Genomic DNA, 25,923 nt, shown 5'->3' with positions numbered 1-25,923 from the left:
CCTCCTCAGCCCTCCCTCAGGGCCTTGGCGAGCGTCCCCTCGCCGGTCACCTCGATACGTCCGTCGCGTACGGCGTCGAGCACGCCCACCTCTCCCCGGCCGACCGCCGCGCACGTCCCGGTGTCCATCGACAGACGGGCGTCGGGCTCACCGGGGGCGGGCCCGGCGCCGTACACCGGAACGTCCTCGGCGCCGACGTACAGATGGAACTCGCCCTCCTCCAGCCGGACTTCGACCAGTCCCCCGCCGCTCGCCCCGCCCACCGCCTCGAGTCCGCGCAGCAACGGCAGCGCGAACCAGTGCGCCCGTACGGCGTCCGTGGGCCGGCGCTCGCCCAGTTCGGGCGCGCCCCACTCCCCCAGCGCCTGGAGGACGGGCAGCAACTGCCGCCCCCGGCGGGTGAGTTCGTACACATACGCGGCCCCCGGCGGGGGCAGCCGGCGTCGGGTCGTGAGGCCGTCGCGCTCCATGTCCTTCAGCCGTGAGGCCAGTACGTCCGTGCTGACGCCCGGGAGATCCGCGTGCAGATCGGTGTAGCGGCGCGGGCCCGCCAGCAGCTCCCGGACGATCAGGAGGGTCCAGCGGTCGCCGACGACGTCGAGGGCGCGAGCGGTGGAACAGTACTGGTCGTAGCTTCGGCGAGGTGACATGCGACGCAGTCTAGACATGTTGTTGGACTTTCCAAGCGGGAACTTGGTAAAACCAAGCATCACCACGAACCGGAGGGGCGTAAGCGCATGGAGTTCCGGCAGTCGAGCAAGCTCAGCGAGGTCTGCTACGAGATCCGCGGACCGGTGATCGAGCACGCCAACGCACTGGAGGAGGTGGGCCACAGCGTCCTGCGCCTCAACACCGGCAACCCCGCGCTCTTCGGCTTCGAGGCACCGCCGGAGATCCTCCAGGACATGATCCGCATGCTGCCGCAGGCCCACGGCTACACGGACTCGCGCGGCATCCTCTCCGCCCGCAGGGCCGTCGCCCAGCGCTACCAGGAACGCGGCCTCGAGGTCGACGTCGACGACGTCTTCCTCGGCAACGGCGTCTCGGAACTGGTCTCGATGGCCGTCCAGGCCCTGGTCGAGGACGGCGACGAAGTCCTCATCCCCGCCCCCGACTTCCCCCTCTGGACCGCGGTCACGACCCTCGCCGGGGGCAAGGCGGTCCACTACCTCTGCGACGAACAGGCCGACTGGTACCCGGACCTGGACGACATGGCGGCGAAGATCACCGACCGCACCAAGGCCGTCGTCATCATCAACCCCAACAACCCCACCGGCGCGGTCTACCCCAAGGAGATCATCGAGGGCATCCTCGACCTCGCCCGCCGGCACGGCCTGATGGTCTTCGCCGACGAGATCTACGACCAGATCCTCTACGACGACGAGGTGCACCACTCGGCCGCCGCGCTCGCCCCCGACCTGGTCGTCCTGACGTTCTGCGGCCTGTCCAAGACGTACCGGGTGGCCGGCTTCCGTTCCGGCTGGCTGGTGGTGACCGGGCCGAAGCAGCACGCGCGCAGCTACCTCGAGGGCCTGACGATGCTCGCGTCGATGCGCCTGTGCCCCAACGCGCCCGCGCAGTACGCCATCCAGGCCGCGCTCGGCGGCCGGCAGTCGATCGACGAACTCACCGCCCCCGGGGGCAGGCTGCGCGAACAGCGCGACCGTGCCTGGGAACGCCTCAACGAGATCCCGGGCGTCTCGTGCGTCAAGCCGAAGGGCGCGCTGTACGCGTTCCCGCGCCTCGACCCGGCCGTGCACAAGATCCACGACGACGAGAAGTTCGTCCTTGACCTGCTCCTCCAGGAGAAGATCCAGGTCGTCCAGGGCACGGGCTTCAACTGGCCCTCCACCGACCACTTCCGCATCCTCACCCTCCCGCACGCCGACGACCTGGAGGTGGCGATCAGCAGGATCGGCCGCTTCCTGAGCGGCTACCGGCAGTAGCGCCCGCAGGGGCGGGGTCACCTGCCGTCCGTCATGGGTATCCCGTCCTCATGACGGACCGACCGCTGCTGCTCCTCGACGTCGACGGCCCCCTCAACCCGTTCCGCGCCCGGCTCCTGCGCCACCGGGGCTATGTGAGCCGCCGGGTGCATCCCGCCGACTGGTCCTCCCGCCAGAAACCGGGCTCCCGGCGGCTCCGGCGGGGCCTGCGCATTCGGCTGCACCCGGGCCACGGCGCCCAGCTGCTCACCCTGCCGTACGAGCTGGCGTGGGCCACCGCCTGGATGCACGAGGCCAACGAGATGATCGGCCCGGCGATCGGGCTGCCCGCCGACCTGCCGGTCATCGAGTTCACCGACCTGTTGTTCACCGAGGACCCCGACGGGCTGTGCTGGAAGACACGGCGCGTCGTGGAGTGGGCCGCCGGGCGGCCCTTCGTCTGGGTCGACGACCTGATCACCGACCTCGACGTCCGCCATGTGGCCGAGCATCATGCCGGGCGGGCCCTGCTGCTGCGGATCGACCCGCGCAGGGGTCTCGGGGAGCGCGAGTTCGCCGAGCTGGAGCGCTGGGCTCGCGATGTCAGTCCCTGGTCGTAGTCTTCGAAAGGGTCGGGTCCACCGGTCGACCCGCACCTGTCGACGACCTGGGAGGAGTACGTCATGACACGCCCGCCGACCGCCGCCCAGCGACGCGTCATCGACGCCGCCGACCCCGTCACCGGCCGGTTGCGGGGTACGGACTTCCAGCTCGCCGCGCTGGTGAAGCGTGGGCTCGCGTTCCGGCATCCACGGCCACCGCACGATCACTTCCTGACGCCCGCCGGTCATCGCGTCCGGGAGGAGGAGCGGCCCACGACCGCGCCTGCCGCCGCCGAGCCCGCCCCTGCTCCGGGGGTCGCCGGAGTGTTCGCCGCGCGGGTGGGCGGCGAGGAGGAGATACCGGTCACCGGGCCCGCCCGGACACGTGAGGTGCACAGTGCCTGGCAGGGGCTGCTGGAGCTGCGTCGGATGACCAACACGGACGGGGCCGTGGACCGTCCGTGCGGCTGGGAGCGTACGCATCTGGTGCAGGCCGCCGCGCTGGCGCTGGAGGCCGCCTGTCACCGCCCGGCGGACGGGGGTGCGGGCAGCGGTGGCTACCGGGTGCGGGCCACTCCGCAGCCGGAGGCCGTCGCCGTGCGCGAACCGGACGCCGACGCGCTGCGGGCCTGCGCGGCCACGCTGGAGAAGGCGGGCTGGCAGGCGGGCGAGTACACCGAGCCGCGTACCGGCGTGCGCTATCTGCTGGCGTCGCCCCGGCGGACGTAACCGGGCTGTGCGCGTGGGCAGTTGAGACCCGCGAGCGACCGCTCAGTACGCTTGCGCCCTCATCGACCAGTCGTGAAGGGAAAGTCGTGGCCGAACCGTTTTCCGTCCCGGTGACCGTGCGCGGGTACGAGACCGATGTGCAGGGGCACCTCAACCAGAGCGTGTATGTCAACTACGCGGAGCACGCCCGGTGGTCGTTACTCCACGCCGCCGGGATCACCCAACAGGGGCTGATATCCAAGGGAGTCGGTCCGGTGGCCCTGGAGACCACCATCCGCTACCAGCGGGAACTGCGCGCGGGCGACGAGGTCGAGGTGACGTGCGACTTCACGTTCAGCGAGGGCAAGACGTTCCGTATGCGGCAGACGATCCGCAAAACGGATGGCACGGTCGCCGCCGAGATCACGGCGGTCGGCGGGCTGATGGACCTCACAGCCCGCAAACTCGTCGCGGACCCGAAGGAGTACTTCCGCGCACTGGCGTCCCAGCCGCAGCTGTTCGGCCTCTGACGCGCGTGCCGGCTCGGCGTGCCGTCGGCCCGGAACACCTTGCGGACGCCGGCGGTGGTGGCCTGCTCCGCCTCCAGCGCCTTCGCCGCGCCGAGCCGGCCGCCGCCCGGACCGTTGCCTCATCGGCCCCCGGCGGTGACGGCGGCTCCGGCCGAGAGCTGTCCTCCCCTCGACCGGAGCTCTTTTCGAACCCCCTGATCAGGCGCGTCCGGCGTCTCAGGCGCTCGCCGCGAGGGCGGCCAGCCTGCGGGCCTCCGCCCGTGTCGAGCGGGCGATCTCGTCCTCGTCGACGCGCAGCAGCCGCCCGTTCTCGACGATCTGTTCGCCGTTCACGAAGGACGCGGTGACCGGGGCCGCCGCGCCGAAGACAAGGGCGGTGACCGGGTCGGCGATCGACGCGTGGGCGAGGGTGTCCAGGTTCCACAGGACCAGGTCGGCGAGCTTGCCCGGCTCCAGTGACCCGGTCTCCGTCGCCCGGCCCAGCACCTGGGCGCCGCCGTACGTGCCCAGGCGCAGCGCCTGTCGGGCGTTCAGCGCCGCTTCCCGGTGTGCGCCGAGGCGGTTGATGAGGAGGGCGTTGCGCAGTTCGGTGTGGAGTTCACCGGACTCGTTGGACGCCGTGCCGTCGACGCCGAGGCCGACCGGGACACCGGCCGCCAGCATGTCGGGGACGCGTGCGATGCCCGCCGCGAGCCGGGCGTTGGAGGACGGACAGTGGGCCACGCCCGTCCTCGTACGGGCGAAGGCGGCGATGTCCGAGTCGTTCATATGGACGCAGTGCGCCATCCACACGTCCTCGCCGAGCCAGCCCGTGGACTCGAAGTAGTCGGTCGGGCCCATGCCGAACAGCTCCTTGCAGAACTGCTCCTCCTCGACCGTCTCCGAGCCGTGCGTGTGCAGCCGTACGCCCTTGCGCCGCGCCAACTCCGCGCCCTCGCGCAGGAGTTCGGTCGAGACGGAGAACGGTGAGCAGGGCGCGACCGCGATCTGGGTCATGGCGTCGAAGGAGGGGTCGTGGTGCTCGTCGACCGTGGCCTCGGTCGCCGCGAGGGCGCCCTCCAGGGTCTCGACGGCGAAGTCCGGGGGCAGCCCGCCGTCCTTCTCGCTGCGGTCCATCGAGCCTCGGGCGAGAGTGAAGCGGACGCCCATCTCGCGGGCCGCGCCGATGATCGCCCCGGACAGGTCGCCGGAGTCCTTCGGGAAGACGTAGTGGTGGTCCATGGCGGTCGTGACACCGCCGCGGGCCATCATGGCCAGCGAGCCCTGCGCCGCCGCCCGCACCATCGGCTCGTCGATGCGCGCCCACGTCGGATACAGCGCCACCAGCCAGTTGAAGAGGTTGTGGTCGGTGGCCAGGCCCCGGGTGATCCACTGGTAGTAGTGGTGGTGGGTGTTGACCAGGCCGGGGGTGACGAGATGACCGCTCGCGTCGATGCGCCGGACCACGTCCGTGAGGCCCTCGGGCGCTCTGCCCGGGCCGACCGACTCGATGCGGTTGCCGGCGATCACCACATGGCCGGACGCGTACTCGGTGTCGGCGGCGTCCACGGTCGCGATCGCACAGTTCTCGATGACGATGCGCTGAACCATCGTTCGAACGTCCTTAGAGGTTGGTGAGGTCGGCGGGGATGCGCGCCTCGGCGCCGTCCCGCAGGATCGTGCCCTCGATCAGGCCGTAGGGCCGGTCGGCGGCGAAGTACACCTCGTTGTCGTTCTTCAGCCCGAACGGCTTCAGATCCACCAGGAAGTGATGCTTGTTGGGGAGGGCGAAGCGCACCTCGTCGATCTCGTCCCGCCGCTCGATGATCCGCGCGCCCATCTGGAAGAGGGTCTGCTGGAGGGAGAGCGAGTAGGTCTCCGCGAAGGCCGCGAGCAGATGTCCCCTGGTCTGCGCGTAGGAGTCCTCCCAGTCGGGCATCTCCCGTGTGTCGTCGGACCAGTTGAAGCGCCAGCGCGCGGACACCTGGGTCGCCAGGATGCGGTCGTAGGCTTCGGGGAGCGTCGTGTACTTGTCCTTGACGTAGCCCCAGAACTCGGAGTCGGTCGTGTTCATCACGACGAGGTCCTTGAGCCCGGAGACCACCTCCCACGACGAACCGTCGTAGGTGATCTGGGTCAGCCGGGTCTCCTGGCCCTGCCGGACGAAGGAGTGCTCGCCCTCCCCGGCCGCCTCGATCCGGTCCCAGGAGTACTCCTCGATCCGGATGCGCGCCCGGTGGATCGGCTCCTGGCTCGTCACGAAGTGCCGGGCCAGGTGGATGCCGAACTGCTCGGCGGAGTCGATGCCGTGCTCCTTGGCGAAGGCGTACACCGTGTTCTTGGTGGTGTCCGTCGGCAGGACGTTGGCGTTCGATCCGGAGAGGTGGACCTCGTCCATGTCGCCGGAGAGCGACACGGAGACGTTGAGATCCTTGATGTGGTGGGTGGCGCCGTCGCGGGTGACGCGCACGACGCGGTTCTCGGCCTTGCCGTACTGGTTCTGGCCGAGGAACACGGGGCGGCCGGGCCCCGCCGCGTCGGTCGTGACTGAATCGGTCATGTGCTGCTAGCTCCCTCGGTATACGGAGTAGCCGAACGGGTTGAGCAGCAGCGGTACGTGGTAGTGCTCGCCCGGTACGACGGCGAACGTGACCGCCACCTCCGGGAAGAACGCTCCCGCCGCACCGCTGTCCCGATTCGCGGGGGCGTCCTGCTGCGCATCGGCCTGTTTCTTCTCCAGGTAGGCCTCGACCTCGAAGTCGAGCCGTACCTGGGTCGTGCCCTCCGGCAGCGCCGGCAGGTCCTTGCACCGCCCGTCGGCATCGGTCGCGCTGCCGCCGAGCGCCCGCCAGCCCGCTTCCCGTCCGCCGCGCGCGGCGAGCCGGACGGCGACGTTCGCGGCGGGCCGTCCGACGCTGGTGTCCAGGATGTGCGTGGACACGGAGGCGACGGGGGCGATGGGATCAATGGCGTCGGTGCTCATGTGTGTCACTGGTCTGTCACTGCTCTTCCTGTACGAGATTGCCGAGCCGGATGCGGTTGATCTTCCCCAGTTCGGTGCGGACGATCTCCCGCTCCCGCTCCGGCGTGTTTCCGATCCGTTCCCGCACGGCGTCGCGCATCCGCTCGCCGGTCAGGCCGGTCGCGCAGATCAGGAAGACATGGCCGAACCGCTCCTGGTAGGCGAGGTTCAGTTCGAGCATCTCGGCCTTCAGCTCCTCGGAGGCGCCGGCCATACCGCGCTGTTCACGGGCGGAGGTCCAGTCACCGGGCCTGGGGCGGCCGATGGGCGGGTGGCCGGCCATCGCCTCGGCGAGGTCGTCGGCGGTCAGTCCGGCCGTCGCGGTGTCGCTCGCCGCGTACAGGTCCTCGGTGGTGGCGTAGGGGCGCTTCGCGAGCAGGTGCCGTCCCCAGGCCGTCGAGGCGCAGGCCTCGTGGAGGGCGGCGCGGGCCGCGGACTCCTCCAGGGCGTTGAACCGGGCGAGGCCGCCAGGGGTCGTACTCGACGTCACGGCATGCCTCCGTGGCCTTGTGCGTGCGGGGCGGCGTGCTGGACGCACACCGGGCTGGCTGCGCCCAGCTAACGCCGTCCGACGACAAGACGTCAACACTTTGTTGAAAATTCCGGGTTACGGCGGCCGCCACCCCGGTCCGGCCTCACCTCACAGCGCAGTCCGGCCCGCCTCACAGCCGCAGTCCGGCCGCGCCTCACAGCGGGACGTTGCCGTGCTTCCGGTCGGGCAGCACGGTGTGCTTGCCGTGCAGCATGGCGAGCGCGCGGATCAGTGTGCGGCGGGTGTCGCCGGGGTCGATCACGTCGTCGATCAGTCCCCGCTCGGCGGCGTAGTACGGATGCATCAGTTCCGACTTGTACTCCTCGACGAGTCGGGCGCGGGTGGCCACCGGGTCCTCGGAGGCGGCGATCTCGCGCCGGAAGACCACGTTCGCCGCTCCCTCCGCGCCCATGACGGCTATCTCGTTCGTAGGCCAGGCGAAGGACAGGTCAGCTCCGATGGAGCGGGAGTCCATGACGATGTATGCGCCGCCGTACGCCTTACGCAGTACGAGGGAGATGCGCGGGACTGAGGCGTTGCAGTACGCGTGCAGCAGCTTCGCCCCATGCCGGATGATCCCCCCGTGCTCCTGGTCGACTCCGGGCAGGAACCCGGGCACGTCCACCAGGGTCACCAGGGGGATGTTGAAGGAGTCGCAGATGGAGACGAAACGGGCGGCCTTCTCCGAGCCGTGGATGTCCAGCACCCCGGCCAGCGCGGCGGGCTGGTTGGCGACGATGCCCACGACCTGTCCGCCGAGCCGCGCGAACGCGCACACCACGTTGCGGGCCCAGGCCTCGTGCACCTCGAAGAACTCGCCGTCGTCGACGATCTCCCCGATGACCGCGCGCACGTCGTACGCCTGGGCGGGATCGGCGGGAACGATCGAGGTCAGGGCGTCGGTACGCCGGTCGACCGGGTCGGTGCCGGGGGCGTGTGGGGGCAGCTCGCGGTTGTTCTGGGGCAGCAGCGAGAGCAGGTAGCGGACGTCCTTGAGGCACTCGCCCTCGTCGTCGTAGCAGAACCCGGCGACTCCGGAGACGCCGGCGTGCACGTCCGCGCCGCCGAGGCCGTTGTGGGTGATCTCCTCGCCGGTCACCGCGTGCACCACGTCGGGGCCGGTGAGGAACATCTGCGAGGTCCCGCGGACCATGAACACGAAGTCGGTGAGCGCCGGGGAGTAGGCGGCGCCGCCCGCGCACGGGCCGAGCATGACGCTGAGCTGCGGGACGACCCCCGAGGCGCGGGTGTTGCGCTGGAAGATCCCGCCGTACCCCGCGAGCGCGGTGACACCCTCCTGGATCCGGGCCCCGGCGCCGTCGTTGAGGCCGACCAGGGGCGCCCCGGCGGAGAGCGCCAGGTCCATCACCTTGTGGACCTTCGCGGCGTGGGCCTCGCCCAGAGCGCCGGCGAAGACACGGAAGTCATGGGCGTACGCGAAGACCGTACGGCCGTGGACCTGGCCCCAGCCGATGACCACACCGTCGCCGTGCGGCTTGCGGTCCTCGAGGCCGAAGCCGGTGGCGCGGTGCCTGCGCAGGGGCTCGATCTCGGTGAACGTGTCCGGGTCGAACAGCAGGTCGAGGCGCTCCTGGACGGTGAGCTTCCCCTTGGCGTGCTGGCGGCGCGTGGCGTCCGGGTCGGGGCCCCGGCTCACTTCTTCCTTCAGAAGATTCAACCCGGCGGTCGCCCGGCGCAGGTCGGGCCGGGGTGCCGCGGCCAGGAGTTCGTCGAAGGTCGTCATCGCCCGAAAGTAGTAACCACTGCTCAAAGGGGGCTGAAGACGGGGTGGAGCGCGTCCGGCGGGCTGAGCGCCGGCCGAGGCCGGCGGACCTCAGTCGACTCCCGCGGTCTGCTGGTCCATGACCGTGTCACCGGAGAGCACCGCGTGGTGGAGCTGCCGCAGTGACACCGAGGGCTCGAGCCCCAGCTCCGTGACCAGGGCGCCGCGCAGCCGCTGGTAGGCCTCCAGCGCCCGCCAGGACCCGCCGGACCGGTGCAGGGCCAGCATGAGCTGCGCGCAGAACCGCTCATGCATGGGATGACGGGCGGTCAGGACCCTGAGTTCCGGGACCACTTCGGCGTGCCGCCCGAGGCGCAGGTCGGCGTCGATCCGCCGCTCCAGCGCGGCCATGCGGTTCTCCTCCAGGCGCAGCACCTCGAGTTCGAGCATGCTGCCCGTGCGTACGTCCACCAGGGCCGGGCCCTGCCACAGGGCGAGGGCGTTGCCCAGCAGGCGTGAGGCGGTGCGGTAGTCGGTGGCGTCGTAGGCCGACCGCCCGTCGGCGACCAGTTGTTCGAACTCCTGAACATCGATCTGGCCGGGCCGCACCCGCAGCAGATAACCCCCGAACTGCGTCACGAGGACATCCTTCGCGCTGCGGGCGGGCTCCGCGGGGGTGGCCGCGATCTTCCGGCGCAGCTGGAGGATGTACGTCTGCAGGGTCGTGGACGCGCTGCGCGGGATCCGCTCTCCCCAGATCTCCGCCATCAGCGTGGGGACGGTGACCACGTGCTCCGCCTGCAGGGCGAGCAGCGCGAGTATCTGCCGGGGCTTGGCCGCGCTGGGGACGACCGAGACCCCCTGTTCGTGAGCGGTCAGCGGCCCAAGTAGCTTGATCTCCATAGCGCGCTCTCCCCTTTAGGTCGCATCCCCTGAAACCAGACCCGGGCCAACCTCGCTCGGTGCAGGGCAGGCTCCCATCCATGGCCGGGGCCGCCCAGTGAGCAACACATGAACACAATCATGAAAAGTTCATAGTCATCCCATGACTCCCGCACTCCCCTGTCCAGTCCCGCTCGGCTCAAAATCACCGCACAGACGGAGAGCATCCGCTCGAATCCGCCGAATGTGACTCACTCCCCACGGGAAGGACCCTTGTCATGGACACCCTCTTCACCAAACCTGCACTCGTCGCCGTCGACCTCGTCGAGGACGATCTCCGCTTCGCCGAACTGACCGCCCGCGCCGGCCTGGAGCCGGAACTGGGCCGGCGCTACGAGAACAGCCCCACCCTCGTCCTCGCGGAGTTCGGCCTGTCCGGCGCGGTGCGGGCGCCCGCGAGCGCCGGTGTGGTCATCGAGGACCTGAGCCGGTCCGCCGCCGGAGCCATGGCCATTCCGACCTGGACCACGGCCGGTCCCACCCCCGAGGAGCCGAAGGTCCCGGCGGTGGCGCCCCGATGGTGAACCGGCCTCCGGCCACCGACGCCCCCACCGTGGGGTTCAAACGGCATCTGAGAGTCCAGGCGATCGGCGACAAGGCCGTCTACCTGCTCTCGGCGCGCGGCGTGCAGGTGCTGCACGGACCGGAGATCGTGGCGCTCGCCCCGCTCCTGGACGGCACCCGCACCCTGCCCGGCCTGCTGCGCGAGGCCGCCGCCCGGATGCCGGCCCCCGAGGCCGGCCGGGTGGTGGGCGAGCTGGCGAGGGCCGACCTCATCGGCTACCGGGAAGCCGCCCCCCGGGAGCCGGCGGACACGGCCGGCCCGGCCTACTGGGACCTGCTCGGCAACGGCAGCGCCGCCATCGCCAACCTCGCCCGTACGGCGGTGGAGGTGATCGGCGTCGGGCAGGCCGACCGGGCGGCCGCCGTCGCGGCCTGCCGGGCCACGGGCCTCACCGTCGTGGACGAGGACGACGGCGGCCCCGGCGCGGGCCTCGCGCTCGTCCTGTGCGAGGACTACCTCGCACCGGAGCTGGGCGAGGTCGACCTGCGGATGCGGGCCGCGTCCCGCCCGTGGCTGCCGGCCAAGCCCGGCGGCCCGGAGTTCTGGGTCGGGCCGGTCTTCTCGCCCGGGGACGGCCCCTGTTGGTCCTGTCTGGCACACCGGCTGCGCGCGCACCGCTCGGCGGAGGAGGCGGTGTGCCGCGCCGGGGGATTCACCGCACCACTGCCGGTGCCGGAGGCCTCGCTGGCCGCGGGCCGGGCCCTGGGCATCCAGGCGGCCGTACTGGAGGCCGCCAAGTGGATCGCGGGGGTCCGGCACGACAACGCACGGAGCGTGTACACCCTGGACACCTGCACGCTGCGCTCCGCGCACCACACGGTGACCCGCAGGCCGCAGTGTCCGCGGTGCGGGGACGGCTCCCTGGTGGCCCGGCGCGCCTTCGAGCCGATACCGCTGGCCTCCCGTCCCAAGGCGCGGCACACCGGCTCGAACCACCGTTCGCTAACAGCCCGTCAAGTACTGGAGCGGTACCGGCAGTTGGCAGACCCGGTCACCGGGATCGTCTCGGAGGTCGCCCCGGATCCGAACGCCCCGGAGGGTGTCACCAGCTTTCTCTCCGGACACAACCTGGCGCTGGCCGGCCACACGCCGTCCGAGGTTCGCAGGGGGCTGCGGCAGTTGAGCGGCGGCAAGGGCGTGACGGCGGAGGAGGCGGAGGCCGGGGCCCTCTGTGAGGCGGTGGAACGTTTCTGCGGAACCCGGCAGGGCGACGAGGCCGTTGTCCTCGGCTCGTTCGAGGAGCTCGGCGAGGCGGCCCTCCACCCCAACGACTGCCAGCTCTTCCACGAGCGGCAGTTGCGGGACCGCGTCCGGTGGAACGCCACTCACGGGGCGTTCCAGCAGGTGTGCGCCCCCTTCGATCCCCGGCGCACCATCGAGTGGACGCCGGTCCACTCGCTCACCACGGGCCGGCAGCGGCTGCTGCCCACCTCGATGCTCTACTTCACCAACCCCGCGACCGAAGGCCTGCCCTGGGCCGACTCCAACGGGAACGCCGCCGGGAGCAGCCTGGAGGACGCGATCGTCCAGGGGTTCCTGGAACTCGTGGAGCGGGACGCGGTCGCCCTGTGGTGGTACAACCGCACCCGGCAGCCCGCGATCGATCTGGACGCCTTCGACGAGCCCTGGCTCGCCGAACTGCGGGAGACATACGAGCGCTTGAATCGTGAGGTGTGGGCGCTCGACCTCACTTCGGATCTTGGCATTCCGGTGATCGTGGCGCTGTCCCGGCGCACCGACAAACCCGCCGAGGACATCGCGTTCGGCTTCGGCGCGCACTTCGATCCCCGGCTCGCACTGCGCCGGGCGGTCACCGAAATGGGACAACTTCTGTCGCCCGCGGCAGGCGCTCGGGAGGACGGTACCGGATATGGAGTCGACGATCCGGAGATCCTCTCCTGGTGGACTCGGGCAACCATCAGGAATCAGCCATACCTCCTACCGGATCACGTCGAATCAGCTCGGTCACCCCAACATTTCCCCCGGGTTTTCCGCACCGATCTGCTCGATGACGTGAAGGCGGCGAGCGCCCTCGTGGCACGGCACGGGATGGAGTTGCTCGTCCTCGACCAGACGCTGCCCGACGTGGCTCTACCCGTGGTCAAGGTGTTGGTGCCGGGCCTGCGGCACTACTGGGCGAGGTTCGCTCCCGGGCGTCTGTACGACGTTCCCGTTCGCCTCGGTCTTCGCGAGCAACCGGTTGCTTACGAACGCCTGAACCCGATTCCCATATTCGCGTAATTTAATAGCCGTTCGGCCAACCTCCGATGGATCAGGCACCGTATATTTCGATCACAAGTCCAACGGTCTGACGAGGAGGCACTTCATGACCGACCCCTTCCGTCATCCGGAAACCGGACTCGTTCATGACGGTGTTCTCGAGAGACCCGGGGCCGGACAACAGGGGGCAAGACCAATACCGCGCGGGGGCGGGATACGAAGACCCCGCCCGGAACGAGATATTCCGGCTACGCACGTTTCGAAGATCATCACCGTCACCACCCTCGTCGGTTACGCGGCGGTTCTTCTGCTCAACGTCCTGTGGGCGAAGCCCAGTCCGGGCAAATTGATCCTCTGTCTGGCCTGTGTGACCGCCCTGTGCGGGGTGCAACTGCTGCACACCTCGCCGCGGACCCGGCGTCGGCCCATGCGGTGGCGGATCCTCACGCTCACCATCCAGGCGGTCCTCACCTTCCTGCCGTTCGTCTGGTTCGGCATCACCTGGGGCAGCATGGGCGGGATTCTCGGTGCCTCGATCCTGCTCATGCTGCCCCGTCCGGTGTCCTGGATCCTCTTCGGCCTGCTGGCGGCGGCGATCGGCGGCTACGCCTTCGCGCTGCACCTTCCGTTGATCAGTCAGATCTACGCGCCCCTCACCACCCTGCTCACCGGCCTCATCCTCTACGGGCTCACCCGGCTGACCGACCTGGTGCACGAAGTCCACGCGGCCAGGGCCGAGTTGGCACGTATGGCGGTCGCGCAGGAGCGGCTGCGCTTCTCCAGGGACGTGCACGACCTGCTGGGTTACAGCCTCTCCGCGATCACACTGAAGTGCGAGCTGATCCACCGGCTGGTACCGACCCACCCCGGCCGTGCCCTCGACGAGGTGGCCTCGGTGCTGAACGTGTCCCGGCAGGCCCTCGCGGACGCGCGTCTGGTGGCCCGCAGCTACCGCGAGATGTCCCTGGCCGACGAGGCGGAGTCGGCCGCGACGGTCATGGCCGCCGCGGACATAAGGATCACCATGGACATTGCCTGCGGCCGGCTGCACCCGGCGGTGGACACCGCGCTCGCGACCACGCTGCGGGAGGGGATCACCAATGTCCTGAGACACAGCAAGGCCCAGTCGTTCGACATCAGGGCGGTCCGCGAGGACAAGACCGTACGGCTCGTCCTGGTCAACGACGGGGTGGTGGAGAAGGGCCCGTCCACCGCTCCGGTCGGCAGCGGCCTGGAGAATCTGCGCACCCGGCTCGACGCCGTCGGCGGCCGACTGACCGCCGAAGTGGACGACGACGGCCGGTTCCGGCTCATGGCAGAGGTACCCGTCCGACCGATTCCTCCCGCGACAGTGGTCACTGGCGCGGGGAGCAACGCATAATCGCCACTGCACCTGCGGTACACGGGGACACGCTTGATCAGGGGAAATCGATGCTGTCGGTGAAGATTCTGCTCGCCGAGGATGTGCACATGGTCCGGGGAGCACTGATAGCCCTCCTCGAACTGGAGCCGGACTTCCAGGTGATCGCCTCCGTCGACCGCGGGGACCTGATCGTGGAGACCGCGCTGCGGACGCGCCCCGATGTGGCCGTCCTCGACATCGATCTGCCCGGCATGGACGGCATCACCGCCGCCACCGAACTGCACGAACGGCTACCCAGCTGCCGTGTTCTCATCCTCACCAGCCTCGGCCGGCCCGGCATGGTCCGCCGGGCCCTGTCCGCCCAGGTCTGCGGCTTCCTCCACAAGGACGCGCCGCCCTACCGGCTCGCCCACGCGGTGCGGGCGGTGGCCGCCGGGGAACGGGTCTTCGATCCCCAACTGGCCCTCTCCGCCTGGGAAGCGGTGGAGTGTCCGCTCTCGCCCCGCGAGGCCGAGGTGCTCCAGCTCGCCTCCCGCGGCGCGGACGCCGCCGAGATCGCCGCCTCCCTGTATCTGACCAAGGGCACCGTGCGCAACTACCTCACGGCGATCGTCGCCAAGCTCAACGCCCGCAACCGGATCGACGCCATACGGATCGCCAAGGAGGCCGACTGGATCCCGTGACGCCGGCTTCCGGTCGCCGTGTCATGGCCCCGGCGGGTCCTCGGCGAGCGGTCCTGCGTTCAGTGCGGAGAGCACTCCGGCGAGGTCCACCGCGTTGCTCTCCGGCCCGTGGCACACCGCGAGGCACCGGGGTCCGTCCGCGCCTCCGATCCGGCGCAGCAGCGGGGTCAGCACGGCCTTCGGGCCGATCTCCACCACATGGGTGGGGTCCAGCTGGGCCAGCATCCGCCGGACCGCTTCGGCGAACCTCACCGGTGAGGTGATCTGCCGGGCCCAGTAGGCGGCGCCGAGCGGCTCCGCCAACTCCCTTCCGTACACCGTCGAGTAGAAGGGGACGCGCGGCAGGACGTCGGGGAAGCGCCCCGCCACCGCCGTGAACCCGGGGACCACCGCCTCCATGCGCGGCGAGTGGAACGCGTGCCCGACCGGGAGGAGCCGACTGGAGATGCCGGCGTCCGCCAGCCTGTCGCTGACCCGCGCCAGCCCGTCGAGATCGCCGGAGAGCACGGTGGCCCGGGCCGCGTTGATGGCGCCGATCGACACCCCCGGCTCGGACGCGGAGACCTCCGCCGCCTCGTACGGATCCGCGCAGGTCGCCAGCATGCCGCCGTTGGTCGGCAGCCGCTGCATGAACGCGCCCCGCATCGCGACGAGCCGGGCCGCGTGCCCCGGCGTGAGGGCCTCGGCGACCGTCGCCGCGGCGAACTCCCCGAGCCCGTGACCGAGTACGGCCACCGGACGTACCCCGGCGTCCAGCAGGGTCCGCGCGAGGGCGTACTCGACGGCGAAGAGCGCCGGCTGGGACAGCGACGTCCGGTCGATGCCGGGATCCTGACTGAGGATCAGGTCGGCCACCGAGCGGCCCAGATAGGGCCGCAGCACCTCGTCCACCCAGGTCAGGCCGAGTCGGTAGCTGGTGGAATGGCGGTAGAGGCCCTCGGCCATGCCCGGGTACTGGCTGCCCTGGCCGACGAACACGAACACCACCCGGATGCGCTCGCGCCGCTTCACGCGCACCCGGCGGACCGCCAGATGGCCGGCCAGTTCCCGGACCGTGGGGTACACCCACATGTCCTGGGGGTCGATCAGTGAGCCGAACTCCGCCTCGATGTCCCCGTAGAGACTCAGCAGGGCCACCGAGTCGAGTCCGCACTCCACCAGGAGGGTCTCCTGCCCGACCTCCCGGCGCGCGTAGTCCGAGATCCGGCGCGTCAGCCAGGTGAGGAACTCCCGTTCGTGCCGCTCGTCGTGCGGTACGTGGTTCACACCAGTCCCCTCTGTCGCCCGGGTTCATCCGGCCAGCGCGTCCGGCCCCGTCACGAGATCCATGTCGAGCTCCTGGTGCAGGGGACGGATACGGCCGCGCAGGAACAGCTCGCGCATCGCGGAACGCTCCACCTTTCCGCTGGTCGTACGGCGTACGGTGCCGGGGCGGACCAGCAGGACACCGCCGACGTGTACGTCGAACTCCTCGGTGAGGCAGCGCTCCACCTGGGTGGCGAGCGCGGCGAGGTCGAGGTCGTAGCCGCTGCGGGTGCGCAGCTCCTGGACGACCACCACACGCTCGCGCTCACCGGGAACGGCGAAGGCGGTCCCCGGTCCGAACAGCGCGTTGACCCGCTGTACGGTGCGCTCCACGTCCTGGGGGTACAGATTGCGCCCCGCCACCACGATCACGTCCTTGAGGCGGCCGGTCACATAGAGGTGACCGCCGTCGAGGGTGCCCAGGTCCCCGGTACGCATGAAGTCGCGCTCACCGTCGGCCGTCGTGGCGCGGAAGACCCGCGCCGTCATGCCCGGGTCACGCCAGTAGCCGTGGGCGACCCCGCTGCCGCGGACCCAGATCTCGCCGATCCGCCCGTCCGGGACCACCGCCCGGGTCTCGGGATCGACGATCCGGATCTCGCAGCCCACGGCGGAGCCGCAGGAGGGCAGCCGCCTGGCCGGCCGCCCCGGGGTCGGCTCACGCCACAGGTGGCGTTCCAGGGCCTCCGCGTCCACCGTGCGTTCCTGGCGCGGTTGCGCGCCCCGGCTGCCGGAGACCAGCAGGGTGGCCTCGGCCAGGCCGTAGCAGGCCGAGAAGGCCCCGGCCCGGAATCCGGCGGGCGCGAACCGCTCGGCGAAGTCCCGCAGGGTCTTGGAGCGGACGGGTTCGCCTCCGGAGACGGCGGTGCGCCAGCCGGAGAGGTCGAGGCCGCTCAGCTGCTCGTCGGTCACCCGCCGCAGGCACAGGTCGTACGCGAAGTCCGGGGCGCCGCTGACAGAGATCCCGTGACTGCCGATGGCCTCCAGCCAGCGCACCGGCTGCCGGATGAACGACTCGGCCGGCAGCATGACGGACGTGCCGCCGAGCCAGAGCGGGTGGAGCAACTGGCCGACGAGGCCCATGTCGTGGTGGAGGGGAAGCCAGCCGCCCAGCCGCGCCCCGGCCGCCGTGCCCAGCGCGTCCTGGAGCGCGCGCTGGTTGGCGAGCAGGTTCTCGTGGGTGACGACCACTCCGTGCGGCTGTCCCGTGGAGCCGGAGGTGTACTGGAGGTAGGCGACGGTGTCCGAAGGCAGCTCGGGCAGGCTCCAGGGCGGTGCGGTGGGCACCGCGTCGCCGGGCAGACAGGGCGTGTTGCCGTAGCCGCAGCGGGCCAGCAGCCGGGACACCTCGGGGGCCAGGGCGGCGTCCGTGAGCGTGACGCACGGAGCGGTGTCCTTGACGATCCCGGCGATCCGCTCCTCGTGGTGGGCACGGCCGCCGCCCGGTGGCGCGGGAACCGCGATGGCCCCCGCGTACAGACAGGCCAGGAAACTGACGGCGAACTGGTGCCGGGAGCGGTGCACGAGCAACACCCGCTCCCCGACGGCTTTCTGACTCTGCAGCCAGCCCGCGAGCCTGCGGGCGGAGGCGTCCAGGCTCCGGTACGAAACGGATTTCGGACGTCCTCGCTCCGCGCTGTCCGGCAGCAGGAGCAACGCGTCCCTGCCGGGTGCTCGCGCGGCCCTGGCCAGCATGAGTTCGGTGAAGTTCCGATGACTGGTCAACGCCTCCCCCTCATATGTGTTCCGTCGGCGCCACCCCCGGGTCACCTGGCGGACCAGGCGACCGCGGAGCGGTGGCAGAGCCGCCCGGGGCCCCATTCGGCCCGCCGCGGGGGCGTTCCGCCGGAGGCGGAGTCGGGGCCCGCGGGGTCTTCGCAGGCTCGCAGCCGTGCCAGCAGCACGGCGGTCACGGCGGCCAGTTCGGTCTCGTCCGGCTGCCCCCGGACCACTTTGAGGAGCTTGTGTTCGGACATGGCACGAGCCTGTACCCGACAACTCGAACGTCGGTCGTGCCACAGCCGCAGGCAGGTGGAGCGGCCCGGCCGGTGCACCCCGGGCGGTCAGGACAGCGGGGACTCACAGGCGACCCGCGCCCGTTCGACGGTGAGCCGGGTCGTCGTGCCTTCCAGCCGGATCCGGCAGTCGGTGAACCGGCTGCTGCGCAGGGCGTCGTCACAGGGCTGTGCGCTGCTCCACCAGATCAGGCCCAGGTAGCCGCGCGGATCGGTGGTGGACCGCAGCAGCAGACCGCCCTGGCAGTTGGCGTCCTGCATGAACTGGCCGGCCAGGGCCCCGAAGTCCAGCTCGAACTGGGCCGCCTCACCGTCGAGCAGCGCCTCCACCAGCACCGCGTGCGCCGCGTCGGCCATGATGTGGTGGGCGCCCATCCGGCCCACTCCCACCGCCTGGCGCGGGTCGATGTCGGCGAGCCGGCCGAGCCGGTCGAGCTGGGCGCTGTAGGTGCCGGTGTGAATGGCGCTCAGCATGTTCCCGTACGAGCGCCAGCAGCTGAGGTGCAGATAGGTGCGCGGCCGGTCGAGGGACCGCAGTGTCACCTGGCCCCTGCTGCCCGTCTGGTGGCGCTGATGCCGCGCGCCGAGTTCCAGTTCCTGTTCGAAGCTCTCCCTGGTCCCTTCGTCGTTGAGCTCGAACCACCGCACGGCGACGACAGCGTGGCCGCGCTCGCCCTGGATGTCGGCCGGACGCGGTTCCCACCTCTCCCCGCTCGCCCCGTTCAGCGACACAGCACACCGTCCTTGGGGGCCTGATGATCTCGTTGGAGTCCCACGGCAACGCGCGCCCACGCAGCCTGCATCCTGTATCCGAGCAAGAAACACTCGAGGCCAACTCGAGCCCGTAGTGCAGAATGCCGAACCCCACGTTCCGGTTGGGCCGCGGCGCCGCTGCGAGGGTTCCTTGAGTCCTGGTTGAGCGCCGGTTGTCACCCTCCACTCCACGCTGTTGTCCATGCTGGAGGGAACCGACGACATGTCCGGCACAAGCAAGGGCCTCCGAGCGCTCGCCATGACAACGGCGAAGCGGCTGCTGCGGCCGGTGGGACGGGCCCTGGTGATCTACGGCTGGCTGTGGCTGCCGGGGCCGCCGCCGAAGGAACTCTTCGACTGGCCCGCGAAGGACGGAAGTCCGGTCGGCCATCCGCCGCCGGCCGAGTTCGAGCAATTCGAGCAACTGGACTCGCGGCGCTACTGAGTCCGGGGCGGGGCACACGCCCAGCCTGTTCCATGGAAGAACGGTAGGAAAGCGATGTCGTTTGCGGCGAGCGGGGCGGACCTCGACGGGGCGTCCGTGGAGGAGCGGATCGCCCGGCTCGAGCACGACTGGGGAGATCTGGACGACCCGGGAAATCCCCTGGGGGCCGAGCAGTTCGTGGCGGCGGACGCCGAGCGGCGCCCACTGCCCGCCGCTGAGCGGCTGCTCGACGACTTCCGGCTCAACGCCGAGTTCGTGCCGGGGGAGTTGGGCGGCAGACTGCTGCGGCTGGACGCGCTGGCACGGGTGTTGCGGTCGGTCTTCCGGCGGGACGCGTCGCTGGGCATGGGCTACGGGATGAGCTCGTACATGGCCGCCGCCGTCGTCTGGGCCGGGGGCTCGGCCGAGCAGCGGCGCGACACCGCCGAACTGCTGCTGTCCGGCGGGCGGATGGTGTGCGCCTATCCGGAGCCCGCCGAAGGCAACGACTTCCTGCAGAACAGCTTCACCACCACCCCGAGCGGTGACGGTTTCCTGCTCAGCGGCCGCAAGGAAGCCCTCAACAACGCCTCGCGGGCCTCGTCGCTGCTGCTGTTCGCGCATCCCGCGGGAGCGGCGCGGGACGCGGGGGACGGCCACAGCGCTTACCTCGTCCGCGCCCCGGAGCCCGGCAGCCCCGGCTTCCGGTCGCTGCCCAGGCGCTCCACGGTGGGCCTGCGCGGCTGTCTGGTCAACGGCGTGGAGTTCACCCGCTACGGGCTCACGGCCGACCAGTTGCTCGGGCCGCCGGGCGCCGGGGCCGAACTGGCCGCGCGCGCCTTCCCCGTCATCCGCTGCGTCGGCCCCTCGATGGCCCTGGGCTGCGCCGACACGGCACTGCGCACCGCCGTCGCGTTCGCCCGCTCGCACCGGTCGCGCAGCAGGGCTTCGCTGCGCACGCCCCGCACCCGCGCCGCGCTGGTCGACGCGTTCACCGACCTGCTGCTGTGCGACACGCTGGCTCTGGTGGCCACCCGGGGCCTGCATCTGCTGCCGCGCGAGGGCCCCACACTGAGCGCCGTGGTGAAGTACCTGCTGCCGACAGTGCTCACCGAGATGGTGTACGACCTGTCCATCGTGCTCGGCGCCGAGTCGTACGCGAGCCAGGGGCCGTACGCCGTCTTCCAGAAGTCGGCCCGCGACCTGCCGATGATCGGTCTGGGTCCGGTGGGCAGCACGGCGAGCCGGGCGGCGATCGTGACGCACCTTCGCCGGCTGCCCGGGCTGCGGGCGCCCGTGGACGAGGAGGTCCCGGCCGCGCTGTTCCAGCCGTTCGGCCAGGAACTGCCGGGCCTTCGCCCGGAGGAGCTGACCCGGGCCGCCGACGTGGACTCACTCCTCGGGACGCTGGAGTCCACCCTGTGGCAGGCGTCCGCCGCCGACGGCGGGGAACTGGAGAAGGCACTGGCCGGGTACGCCGCCGCGCTCGACGCCGAACTGACGCGACTGCGCCGGGCCGGCGCCCACCTGGCGGACCGGCCCGAAGGCGGCCCGGGGCTGCGGGGCTTCGCGCTGGCCGAGCGGTACGCCCTGATCGCCGCCGGCGCGGCCTGTCTGGGCGTACGGCGCTACCACAGCGGCTCCCCGGACGACTTCCTCTCCGGTCCGGCCTGGGCGGTCATGGTGCTCTTCCGCATCCTGCGCAGACTCGACCCCGGTACGCCGGAGCCGCCCCGCGTCGCGGAGGAGCAGCTGCTCGACGAACTGCTCCACCGCTTCGACGACGCCCGCAGCTACGACCTGTACGCGACCCTGATCGGCCGATGAGAACAAGAGGCTCCACCATGACTCCGAGGACGCACGAACGGCGGTCTCCCGAGAGCCTCGTCCCGAAACGGGACGGCGTCCCGCCGGGTGGTCCGGGCGATCAAGGCGGCGGAATCCGAAGGCCCGTGACGGTGGCTCCGCCCCTTGGGGTACTCGACCCGCCTCGGCAGGACGCCTCGTGGACCGCCGCTACTCCGGGGTTCGTCAGGGGCCTCGTACCGGAACGCACAACGCTTGAGCGGTGGCGCCCCGCGCCGACGGACGTGTCCCCGATGGACCCGTCCCCGACCAGCACGCTCCCGCACCGCGGTCCCGTCGACGAACCCGCCGACCGTCCCGCGGACCTGGTCCGCCCGCCGGTGCGCTGATGCCTCCTGGGCACGACCGAGGCCCCGGGGACCCCTGGCGGGGGATGCGCGGCGAACTCGACTCGGCGGGCACGTCGGTCGTCCACGCGGCCGTCGCCGACTGGCTCCCCGACGCCCTGGACTCCGACCGGCTGGCGGCGATGCTCGGCCAGGACCACTCCCGGCTGCGGCGGATCTCCCAACCCCAGCTCCGCGCGCGGTTCGCCGCCTCCCGGCTGCTGCTGAAGTCCGCGGCGGCAGCCGCCCTCGACACCTCGGCGGCGGACCTCGAACTGGCGTACAGGCCCGGCGGACGGCCGTATCTGCGCGGCATCGACCAGCTCGACGTGAGCCTGAGCCACACCGAGGAGCTGCTGGTGGTCGGGCTGGCCCGGCACGGCAGGATCGGGGTCGACGTCGAGTTCGCGGACCGGCGGATGCTGAACCTGGGCACGGAACGCATGGTGTGCACGCCTCACGAGCTGGAGGCGCTGCGTGGCATGGCGGAGGAGCACCGCAACCGGGAACTGGTGCGGCTGTGGACGCTGAAGGAGGCGTACAGCAAGGCGATCGGCCAGGGTCTGCGGTTTCCCTTCACCGGGTTCGGGTTCGACCCCGGGGACGAGCGGACGCGGATGCTGCGCCCGGACGGATCCCCGGTCGCGGGCGTGGACTGGACGTTCCACAGCTGGCTGCTGGACGACGAGTACATGGTGAGCGCGGCCGTCCACGACCCCGGCTTCGGGGACCGGCGGCGCCCCGGCGGCGAGCCGCTCCAGGCGCCGCCGCTCTCCGCTTCCGGCTCTACCACTCGTTGAGCGGCCTTCCAGAGGCTGCTGTGACGCTCATCGCCGTCCTGGCCGGAAGGCATCGCACGGAAGGGGGGTCGGCAAGGTGCATCGTTATCTCGCGACTCGGCCGTCGGCCGGCGGCTCGGCGCGCAGACTGCTGTGCTTCCACCACGCGGGAGCGGGCGCCATGGCGTTCGCCGGCTGGCGGCAGCGGGTCGGGCCCGGCGTCTCGGTCCTCCCGGTGCGACTGCCCGGCAGGGAGTCGCTGCGGCGGGAACCCCCGCTCACCGACGCCCAGCAGCTCGCCGAGGAACTCACGGCGGACTTCGGTCCGCTCCTGGACGAGCCGTACGCCTTCTACGGGCACAGCCTCGGGGCGCTGGTCGCCCACCGGCTCGCCCTGCACCTCGTGGCCACCGGCCGCAGGCCACCCGAGGTCGTCATGGTCGGCGCCTGCCCCGCCCCGCAGTTGCCCTCGCGTCTGCTCGAAGCCGCGTCGCTGCCCGGGGTGACCGACGAGCAGCTGGTGGGCCTGCTCGCCGACGACGAGAGCATGCCCGAACTGCTGCTCGAGCGCCCCGAGTGGCTGCGCGCCACTCTCACCACACTCCGGGCGGACCTACAGCTCGCACACAGTCTGCGCTCGGCGCCACCGGCCCGGCTCGCGTGCCCGCTGTGGGCCTTCGCGGGCCGGGACGACCGGATGGTGAGCACGGCGGAGGTCCGTGCGTGGGAGCACTGCACGACCTCCGGGTTCCACTTCCGGATGATGCCCGGCGCGCATTTCTTCGTCCGCGGCCGTGAGCTACCCCTAGCCGTCAAAGAGGCACTGCATACCGAAATGTCGCTGCCTCGCGTCGGCTGAAATGTTCGTTGTGGAAGGAGATCCGCGGATGGACATCAGCATTCTCGGCCCGTTCAGGGCGACTCAGTCCGGGGTGTCGGTGACCCCGACCGCCGTCAAGCCCCGCAAGGTACTCGCCCTTCTCGCCCTGCAGGCAAACCAACTGGTCTCGGTGTCCGCACTGGTGGAGGAGGTGTGGGGGGAGGCACCGCCGCGCAGCGTGCAGACCACCCTGCAGACCTACATCCTCCAGTTGCGCACCCTCATCGCCGCCGCCCTCGAGGAGGACTGCGCCGGGCTGCCGCACGGCGCGAAGAGCGTGCTGATCACCGAGCCCGGGGGGTATCTGCTCGACACCCAGGGCGGGTTGTTCGACATGCAGGAGTACGAGGCCCTTGCCGCGGCCGGGCACCGGTCACTGGAACAGGGCGACTGGTCGGCGGCCTCGGACCATCTGGGCCGGGCGCTCGCCCTGTGGCACGGCCGGGCCCTGGTCGACGTGCAGTGCGGTTCGCTGCTGGAGGTGGAGGCCACCCGCCTGGAGGAGTCACGCATGAGCGTGCTGCACGGGCGCATCGAAGCCGATCTGAGACTGGGGCGCCATCACGCGCTCATCGGTGAGCTGTCCGGGCTCGCCGCCCGCTATCCGTTGCACGAGGGCATCCACGGCCAGTTGATGGTCGCGCTGTACCGCGCCGGGCGCCGTGGGGACGCCTTGGGCACCTATCAGCAGCTGCGTACGGCCCTCGGCCAGAACCTGGGCCTCGACCCGTCGCCCTCGATCGAGGACCTCCAGCGCGCGGTCCTCGGCTCCTCCCTGCTCGACCTGGACGACGCCCTGTCGCCGGCACCGCTGGCCAAGGTCGGCTGACACCACCGAATCCCGGCGCCCGCCGGCATGCGAAAGGAACAACGACGATGAGCGACATCAGCCTGTCCGAGCTGAGCGAGCTGCTGCTCGAGTGCGTCGGCGCCCCCGAGGAGGGCACGAGCCTCGACAGCGACAACGCCCTCGACACGCCCTTCCTGGAGTTCGGTTACGACTCCCTGGCCCTCCTCCAGGTCACGGGGCTGATCACCCGCCGGCACAACATCGTGCTGTCCGACGACGCCGTGATGGAGGCCGAGACACCGCGCCTGCTGCTGAACATGATCAAAGAGGCGCCGCAGGCCGGGGCGGTCCGATGACGTCCGACGCCGCTTTCGAGGGCAGGCGGGTGGTGGTCACCGGCGGGACCCGGGGCATCGGGCGGGCGGTCGCCCTGGCCTTCGCCCGGGCCGGCGCACGCCTCACCGTGGTCCACCGCGCCGACGGCGAGGCGGTACAGCGGCTCGACGAGGAACTGACCGCCCTCGGCTGCGAACACGTTCTCGTCCGGGCGGACGTCACCGGTGACACCGGCGCCCGGCTGGTGGCGGACACGGTGCGCGAACGGTTCGGCGGTGTGGACGTCCTGGTCAACAACGTGGGCGTGGACGGCCACTCCAAGTTCGAGGACCTGTCCGAGGCGGAGTGGCACCGGGTGATGAACCACAACGCCACGTCCACGTACCTCGTCACCCACGCGCTGGTGGGACTGTTCCCGGACGGCGCGTCGGTGGTCAACGTCGGGGCCTCGGTGGCGCTGCGCGGCCGGCCGCTCGGCGTGCACTACAGCGCGTCCAAGGCCGCCCTGGTCGGGTTCACCCGGGCGCTCGCCAAGGAGCTGGGCGGCCGGGGGATCCGGGTCAACACCGTGGCCCCCGGCGTGACCGAGACCGAACCCGGCGCCGGGCTGCCGCCCGTGATCGCCGAACGGATCGCCGGGATGACGGCGCTCGGCCGGCTCGGACGTCCCGAGGACGTCGCCGGGGCGGTCCTCTACCTCGCCGGGGACACGGCCGCGTACGTCACCGGCGCCACCATCGAAGTCGACGGAGGAATCTGATGCCCTACGCAGCCATCACCTATCGCGTCAAACCCGGCCACGAGGAGGAGGTCGCGGAGATCTTCGCCGGCTTCCAGCGGGTCGACACCCCGGACTTCGCCGGGAAGGCGGGCGAAACGGCCGGCCGGCTGCTCGGTACGGCCGTGTTCATCAAGGACGACGTCCTCGTCCGGTTCATCCACTACGAGGGCGACTTCTCGGCCGTAGCCCGGCACATGGCAGCGCAGAAGGGCGTGCACGTCCTGGAGGAGAAGCTCGCCCCGTTCCTCGCCGAGCAGCGGGACACCAGTTCGCCGCAGGGCTTCGCCGAGTACTTCCGCAACGCCACGATGCGTTCGATCGCCCAGCTCACCGTCGACACCCACCCCACGGTGGCCCCGGCGTCATGACGGGACTGCTGGGCGTCGCCGCGCTGCTCGGCGGCGGAATCACCGCGGGGGTGCTGTTCGCCGTGGCGCTGAGTGTGGTGCCCGCGCTCTTCGCGATGGAGACGGGCACCTATGTGTACGCGCACGGGCTGCTGGGCCGTAACTGGGATCCGACGATGCCGGTCATCGTGCTCGGCAGCGCGCTCGCCAACGGGGTGCTCGCCGGCCTGACCGACGGGGCCGCACGGGTGCTCTTCGCCGTCGCGGTGGTCCTGCTGCTGGGGGTGTCGGGCGTCTCCCATCTGTGCAACGTGCCCATCAACCGGCGCGTCAAGGCCGTCACGGACCCTGCCGCGCTTCCTGCGGACTGGGAGGATCCCCGGCCCCTGTGGCGGCGCTGGCATCTGCTGCGCACCGCGCTGGCCGTCGTGGCACTGGCCGTGACGGCGGCGGCGGTCACGGCGGTCTGACGACTCGTCACACACCCCTGCCCTCCCATGTGTTGGTTCGCACGGGAGGGCAGGGGT

At 71.0% G+C, this 25,923-nt stretch carries 28 protein-coding genes; 17 read left to right on the top strand and 11 right to left on the bottom strand.

Annotated elements, in window-relative coordinates; genetic code table 11:
* Window positions 1-5: 5 nt before the first annotated feature.
* A complete protein-coding gene (locus ABZ855_RS08445) occupies window positions 6-650 on the bottom strand; it encodes a helix-turn-helix domain-containing protein (RefSeq protein ID WP_360802989.1) in 645 nt (214 codons plus the stop codon).
* Between the two features lie 87 nt (window positions 651-737).
* On the opposite strand from ABZ855_RS08445, the gene ABZ855_RS08440 reads away from it, so the two are divergent.
* From ABZ855_RS08440 to ABZ855_RS08425, 4 genes are all read left to right on the top strand, one after another.
* On the top strand, window positions 738-1,946 hold the full coding sequence (locus ABZ855_RS08440) for a pyridoxal phosphate-dependent aminotransferase (protein WP_360802986.1): 1,209 nt from the start codon (window positions 738-740) through the stop codon (window positions 1,944-1,946).
* A gap of 50 nt (window positions 1,947-1,996) precedes the next feature.
* Entirely contained in the window at window positions 1,997-2,545 is a 549-nt protein-coding gene (locus ABZ855_RS08435; RefSeq protein ID WP_360802983.1) for a hypothetical protein, read from the top strand.
* Window positions 2,546-2,608: 63 nt separating this feature from the next.
* Window positions 2,609-3,256 (top strand): hypothetical protein, encoded by a 648-nt coding sequence (locus tag ABZ855_RS08430; RefSeq protein WP_360802980.1) that lies wholly within the window; start codon window positions 2,609-2,611, stop codon window positions 3,254-3,256.
* Window positions 3,257-3,342: 86 nt separating this feature from the next.
* Window positions 3,343-3,765: an acyl-CoA thioesterase gene (locus ABZ855_RS08425; RefSeq protein WP_360802977.1), complete on the top strand. Its 423-nt coding sequence runs from the start codon at window positions 3,343-3,345 to the stop codon at window positions 3,763-3,765.
* 216 nt (window positions 3,766-3,981) lie between these two features.
* Here the strand turns inward: ABZ855_RS08425 and ABZ855_RS08420 are convergent, their stop codons facing one another.
* From ABZ855_RS08420 to ABZ855_RS08395, 6 genes are all read right to left on the bottom strand, one after another.
* Window positions 3,982-5,355: an 8-oxoguanine deaminase gene (locus ABZ855_RS08420; RefSeq protein WP_360802974.1), complete on the bottom strand. Its 1,374-nt coding sequence runs from the start codon at window positions 5,353-5,355 to the stop codon at window positions 3,982-3,984.
* 13 nt (window positions 5,356-5,368) lie between these two features.
* Window positions 5,369-6,304 carry a factor-independent urate hydroxylase gene (gene pucL / locus ABZ855_RS08415; RefSeq protein ID WP_360802971.1) on the bottom strand — a complete coding sequence of 312 codons (936 nt, stop codon included), beginning with the start codon at window positions 6,302-6,304 and terminating at the stop codon, window positions 5,369-5,371.
* 6 nt (window positions 6,305-6,310) lie between these two features.
* The gene (gene uraH / locus ABZ855_RS08410; RefSeq protein ID WP_360802968.1) at window positions 6,311-6,727 is read right to left on the bottom strand and encodes a hydroxyisourate hydrolase; all 417 of its coding nucleotides are present in this window, start codon (window positions 6,725-6,727) and stop codon (window positions 6,311-6,313) included.
* Window positions 6,728-6,743: 16 nt separating this feature from the next.
* A complete protein-coding gene (gene uraD / locus ABZ855_RS08405; RefSeq protein WP_360802965.1) occupies window positions 6,744-7,256 on the bottom strand; it encodes a 2-oxo-4-hydroxy-4-carboxy-5-ureidoimidazoline decarboxylase in 513 nt (170 codons plus the stop codon).
* Between the two features lie 196 nt (window positions 7,257-7,452).
* Window positions 7,453-9,042 carry an acyl-CoA carboxylase subunit beta gene (locus ABZ855_RS08400; RefSeq protein WP_360802962.1) on the bottom strand — a complete coding sequence of 530 codons (1,590 nt, stop codon included), beginning with the start codon at window positions 9,040-9,042 and terminating at the stop codon, window positions 7,453-7,455.
* 90 nt (window positions 9,043-9,132) lie between these two features.
* A complete protein-coding gene (locus ABZ855_RS08395) occupies window positions 9,133-9,924 on the bottom strand; it encodes an AfsR/SARP family transcriptional regulator (RefSeq protein WP_360802959.1) in 792 nt (263 codons plus the stop codon).
* Window positions 9,925-10,181: 257 nt separating this feature from the next.
* Here ABZ855_RS08395 and ABZ855_RS08390 point away from each other — a divergent pair, with 257 nt between their 5' ends.
* The 4 genes from ABZ855_RS08390 (at window position 10,182) to ABZ855_RS08375 (ending at window position 14,794) form a co-directional block, all read left to right on the top strand.
* A complete protein-coding gene (locus tag ABZ855_RS08390; RefSeq protein WP_360802956.1) occupies window positions 10,182-10,487 on the top strand; it encodes a hypothetical protein in 306 nt (101 codons plus the stop codon).
* Window positions 10,481-12,769, top strand: a complete 2,289-nt coding sequence (locus ABZ855_RS08385; RefSeq protein WP_360802953.1) for a TOMM precursor leader peptide-binding protein — start codon at window positions 10,481-10,483, stop codon at window positions 12,767-12,769. The genes ABZ855_RS08390 and ABZ855_RS08385 overlap by 7 nt, the downstream gene beginning before the upstream one ends.
* 85 nt (window positions 12,770-12,854) lie before the next feature.
* Window positions 12,855-14,129: a histidine kinase gene (locus tag ABZ855_RS08380; protein WP_360802950.1), complete on the top strand. Its 1,275-nt coding sequence runs from the start codon at window positions 12,855-12,857 to the stop codon at window positions 14,127-14,129.
* 50 nt (window positions 14,130-14,179) lie between these two features.
* Window positions 14,180-14,794: a response regulator transcription factor gene (locus ABZ855_RS08375; protein WP_360802947.1), complete on the top strand. Its 615-nt coding sequence runs from the start codon at window positions 14,180-14,182 to the stop codon at window positions 14,792-14,794.
* Between the two features lie 21 nt (window positions 14,795-14,815).
* Here ABZ855_RS08375 and ABZ855_RS08370 read toward each other — a convergent pair whose 3' ends face one another.
* From ABZ855_RS08370 to ABZ855_RS08355, 4 genes are all read right to left on the bottom strand, one after another.
* On the bottom strand, window positions 14,816-16,060 hold the full coding sequence (locus ABZ855_RS08370; RefSeq protein ID WP_360802944.1) for an acyltransferase domain-containing protein: 1,245 nt from the start codon (window positions 16,058-16,060) through the stop codon (window positions 14,816-14,818).
* Between the two features lie 24 nt (window positions 16,061-16,084).
* Complete coding sequence (locus ABZ855_RS08365) at window positions 16,085-17,824, bottom strand: fatty acyl-AMP ligase (protein ID WP_360802941.1); 1,740 nt, start codon at window positions 17,822-17,824, stop codon at window positions 16,085-16,087.
* A gap of 41 nt (window positions 17,825-17,865) precedes the next feature.
* Window positions 17,866-18,075 carry an acyl-CoA carboxylase subunit epsilon gene (locus ABZ855_RS08360; RefSeq protein ID WP_360802938.1) on the bottom strand — a complete coding sequence of 70 codons (210 nt, stop codon included), beginning with the start codon at window positions 18,073-18,075 and terminating at the stop codon, window positions 17,866-17,868.
* Window positions 18,076-18,162: 87 nt separating this feature from the next.
* On the bottom strand, window positions 18,163-18,846 hold the full coding sequence (locus ABZ855_RS08355) for a hypothetical protein (RefSeq protein WP_360802935.1): 684 nt from the start codon (window positions 18,844-18,846) through the stop codon (window positions 18,163-18,165).
* 223 nt (window positions 18,847-19,069) lie between these two features.
* On the opposite strand from ABZ855_RS08355, the gene ABZ855_RS08350 reads away from it, so the two are divergent.
* The 9 genes from ABZ855_RS08350 to ABZ855_RS08310 all read left to right on the top strand — a co-directional run bounded on the left by ABZ855_RS08350 (window position 19,070) and on the right by ABZ855_RS08310 (window position 25,866).
* Window positions 19,070-19,312, top strand: coding sequence for a DUF6059 family protein (locus tag ABZ855_RS08350; RefSeq protein ID WP_360802932.1), 243 nt, complete (start codon window positions 19,070-19,072; stop codon window positions 19,310-19,312).
* A 54-nt stretch (window positions 19,313-19,366) separates the two neighbouring features.
* The gene (locus ABZ855_RS08345; protein ID WP_360802929.1) at window positions 19,367-21,118 is read left to right on the top strand and encodes an acyl-CoA dehydrogenase; all 1,752 of its coding nucleotides are present in this window, start codon (window positions 19,367-19,369) and stop codon (window positions 21,116-21,118) included.
* A 412-nt stretch (window positions 21,119-21,530) separates the two neighbouring features.
* Window positions 21,531-22,283, top strand: a complete 753-nt coding sequence (locus ABZ855_RS08340) for a 4'-phosphopantetheinyl transferase superfamily protein (RefSeq protein ID WP_360802926.1) — start codon at window positions 21,531-21,533, stop codon at window positions 22,281-22,283.
* A 76-nt stretch (window positions 22,284-22,359) separates the two neighbouring features.
* Window positions 22,360-23,121 (top strand): alpha/beta fold hydrolase, encoded by a 762-nt coding sequence (locus ABZ855_RS08335; RefSeq protein ID WP_360802923.1) that lies wholly within the window; start codon window positions 22,360-22,362, stop codon window positions 23,119-23,121.
* 28 nt (window positions 23,122-23,149) lie between these two features.
* On the top strand, window positions 23,150-23,971 hold the full coding sequence (locus tag ABZ855_RS08330; RefSeq protein WP_319212513.1) for an AfsR/SARP family transcriptional regulator: 822 nt from the start codon (window positions 23,150-23,152) through the stop codon (window positions 23,969-23,971).
* Between the two features lie 47 nt (window positions 23,972-24,018).
* Window positions 24,019-24,288: an acyl carrier protein gene (locus ABZ855_RS08325; RefSeq protein ID WP_319212511.1), complete on the top strand. Its 270-nt coding sequence runs from the start codon at window positions 24,019-24,021 to the stop codon at window positions 24,286-24,288.
* A complete protein-coding gene (locus ABZ855_RS08320; RefSeq protein WP_360802919.1) occupies window positions 24,285-25,028 on the top strand; it encodes an SDR family NAD(P)-dependent oxidoreductase in 744 nt (247 codons plus the stop codon). Before ABZ855_RS08325 ends, ABZ855_RS08320 begins: the two co-directional genes overlap by 4 nt.
* Complete coding sequence (locus ABZ855_RS08315) at window positions 25,028-25,417, top strand: SchA/CurD-like domain-containing protein (RefSeq protein WP_319212508.1); 390 nt, start codon at window positions 25,028-25,030, stop codon at window positions 25,415-25,417. Before ABZ855_RS08320 ends, ABZ855_RS08315 begins: the two co-directional genes overlap by 1 nt.
* Window positions 25,414-25,866: a DUF1772 domain-containing protein gene (locus ABZ855_RS08310; RefSeq protein ID WP_360802916.1), complete on the top strand. Its 453-nt coding sequence runs from the start codon at window positions 25,414-25,416 to the stop codon at window positions 25,864-25,866. Before ABZ855_RS08315 ends, ABZ855_RS08310 begins: the two co-directional genes overlap by 4 nt.
* Window positions 25,867-25,923: the final 57 nt, after the last annotated feature.

This window comes from Streptomyces sp. NPDC047042 (assembly GCF_040644035.1).
Taxonomy (GTDB): Bacteria; Actinomycetota; Actinomycetes; order Streptomycetales; family Streptomycetaceae; genus Streptomyces.
Note: the sequence above shows the minus strand (reverse complement) of the source record. Positions and strands in the feature narration are given on the sequence as shown.

Bases quoted from the DNA above. Each gene is read 5' to 3' on its own strand.
- ABZ855_RS08430 (WP_360802980.1), top strand. From the start codon at position 2,609: ATGACACGCCCGCCGACCGCCGCCCAGCGACGCGTCATCGACGCCGCC.
- ABZ855_RS08315 (WP_319212508.1), top strand. From the start codon at position 25,028: ATGCCCTACGCAGCCATCACCTATCGCGTCAAACCCGGCCACGAGGAG.
- ABZ855_RS08340 (WP_360802926.1), top strand. From the start codon at position 21,531: ATGCGCGGCGAACTCGACTCGGCGGGCACGTCGGTCGTCCACGCGGCC.
- ABZ855_RS08385 (WP_360802953.1), top strand. From the start codon at position 10,481: ATGGTGAACCGGCCTCCGGCCACCGACGCCCCCACCGTGGGGTTCAAA.
- ABZ855_RS08440 (WP_360802986.1), top strand. From the start codon at position 738: ATGGAGTTCCGGCAGTCGAGCAAGCTCAGCGAGGTCTGCTACGAGATC.
- ABZ855_RS08420 (WP_360802974.1), bottom strand. From the start codon at position 5,355: ATGGTTCAGCGCATCGTCATCGAGAACTGTGCGATCGCGACCGTGGAC.
- ABZ855_RS08395 (WP_360802959.1), bottom strand. From the start codon at position 9,924: ATGGAGATCAAGCTACTTGGGCCGCTGACCGCTCACGAACAGGGGGTC.
- ABZ855_RS08400 (WP_360802962.1), bottom strand. From the start codon at position 9,042: ATGACGACCTTCGACGAACTCCTGGCCGCGGCACCCCGGCCCGACCTG.
- ABZ855_RS08435 (WP_360802983.1), top strand. From the start codon at position 1,997: ATGACGGACCGACCGCTGCTGCTCCTCGACGTCGACGGCCCCCTCAAC.
- ABZ855_RS08390 (WP_360802956.1), top strand. From the start codon at position 10,182: ATGGACACCCTCTTCACCAAACCTGCACTCGTCGCCGTCGACCTCGTC.
- ABZ855_RS08325 (WP_319212511.1), top strand. From the start codon at position 24,019: ATGAGCGACATCAGCCTGTCCGAGCTGAGCGAGCTGCTGCTCGAGTGC.
- ABZ855_RS08375 (WP_360802947.1), top strand. From the start codon at position 14,180: ATGCTGTCGGTGAAGATTCTGCTCGCCGAGGATGTGCACATGGTCCGG.
- ABZ855_RS08445 (WP_360802989.1), bottom strand. From the start codon at position 650: ATGTCACCTCGCCGAAGCTACGACCAGTACTGTTCCACCGCTCGCGCC.
- uraH (WP_360802968.1), bottom strand. From the start codon at position 6,727: ATGAGCACCGACGCCATTGATCCCATCGCCCCCGTCGCCTCCGTGTCC.
- ABZ855_RS08380 (WP_360802950.1), top strand. From the start codon at position 12,855: ATGACCGACCCCTTCCGTCATCCGGAAACCGGACTCGTTCATGACGGT.
- ABZ855_RS08310 (WP_360802916.1), top strand. From the start codon at position 25,414: ATGACGGGACTGCTGGGCGTCGCCGCGCTGCTCGGCGGCGGAATCACC.
- ABZ855_RS08330 (WP_319212513.1), top strand. From the start codon at position 23,150: ATGGACATCAGCATTCTCGGCCCGTTCAGGGCGACTCAGTCCGGGGTG.
- ABZ855_RS08345 (WP_360802929.1), top strand. From the start codon at position 19,367: ATGTCGTTTGCGGCGAGCGGGGCGGACCTCGACGGGGCGTCCGTGGAG.
- ABZ855_RS08350 (WP_360802932.1), top strand. From the start codon at position 19,070: ATGCTGGAGGGAACCGACGACATGTCCGGCACAAGCAAGGGCCTCCGA.
- ABZ855_RS08360 (WP_360802938.1), bottom strand. From the start codon at position 18,075: ATGTCCGAACACAAGCTCCTCAAAGTGGTCCGGGGGCAGCCGGACGAG.
- pucL (WP_360802971.1), bottom strand. From the start codon at position 6,304: ATGACCGATTCAGTCACGACCGACGCGGCGGGGCCCGGCCGCCCCGTG.
- ABZ855_RS08320 (WP_360802919.1), top strand. From the start codon at position 24,285: ATGACGTCCGACGCCGCTTTCGAGGGCAGGCGGGTGGTGGTCACCGGC.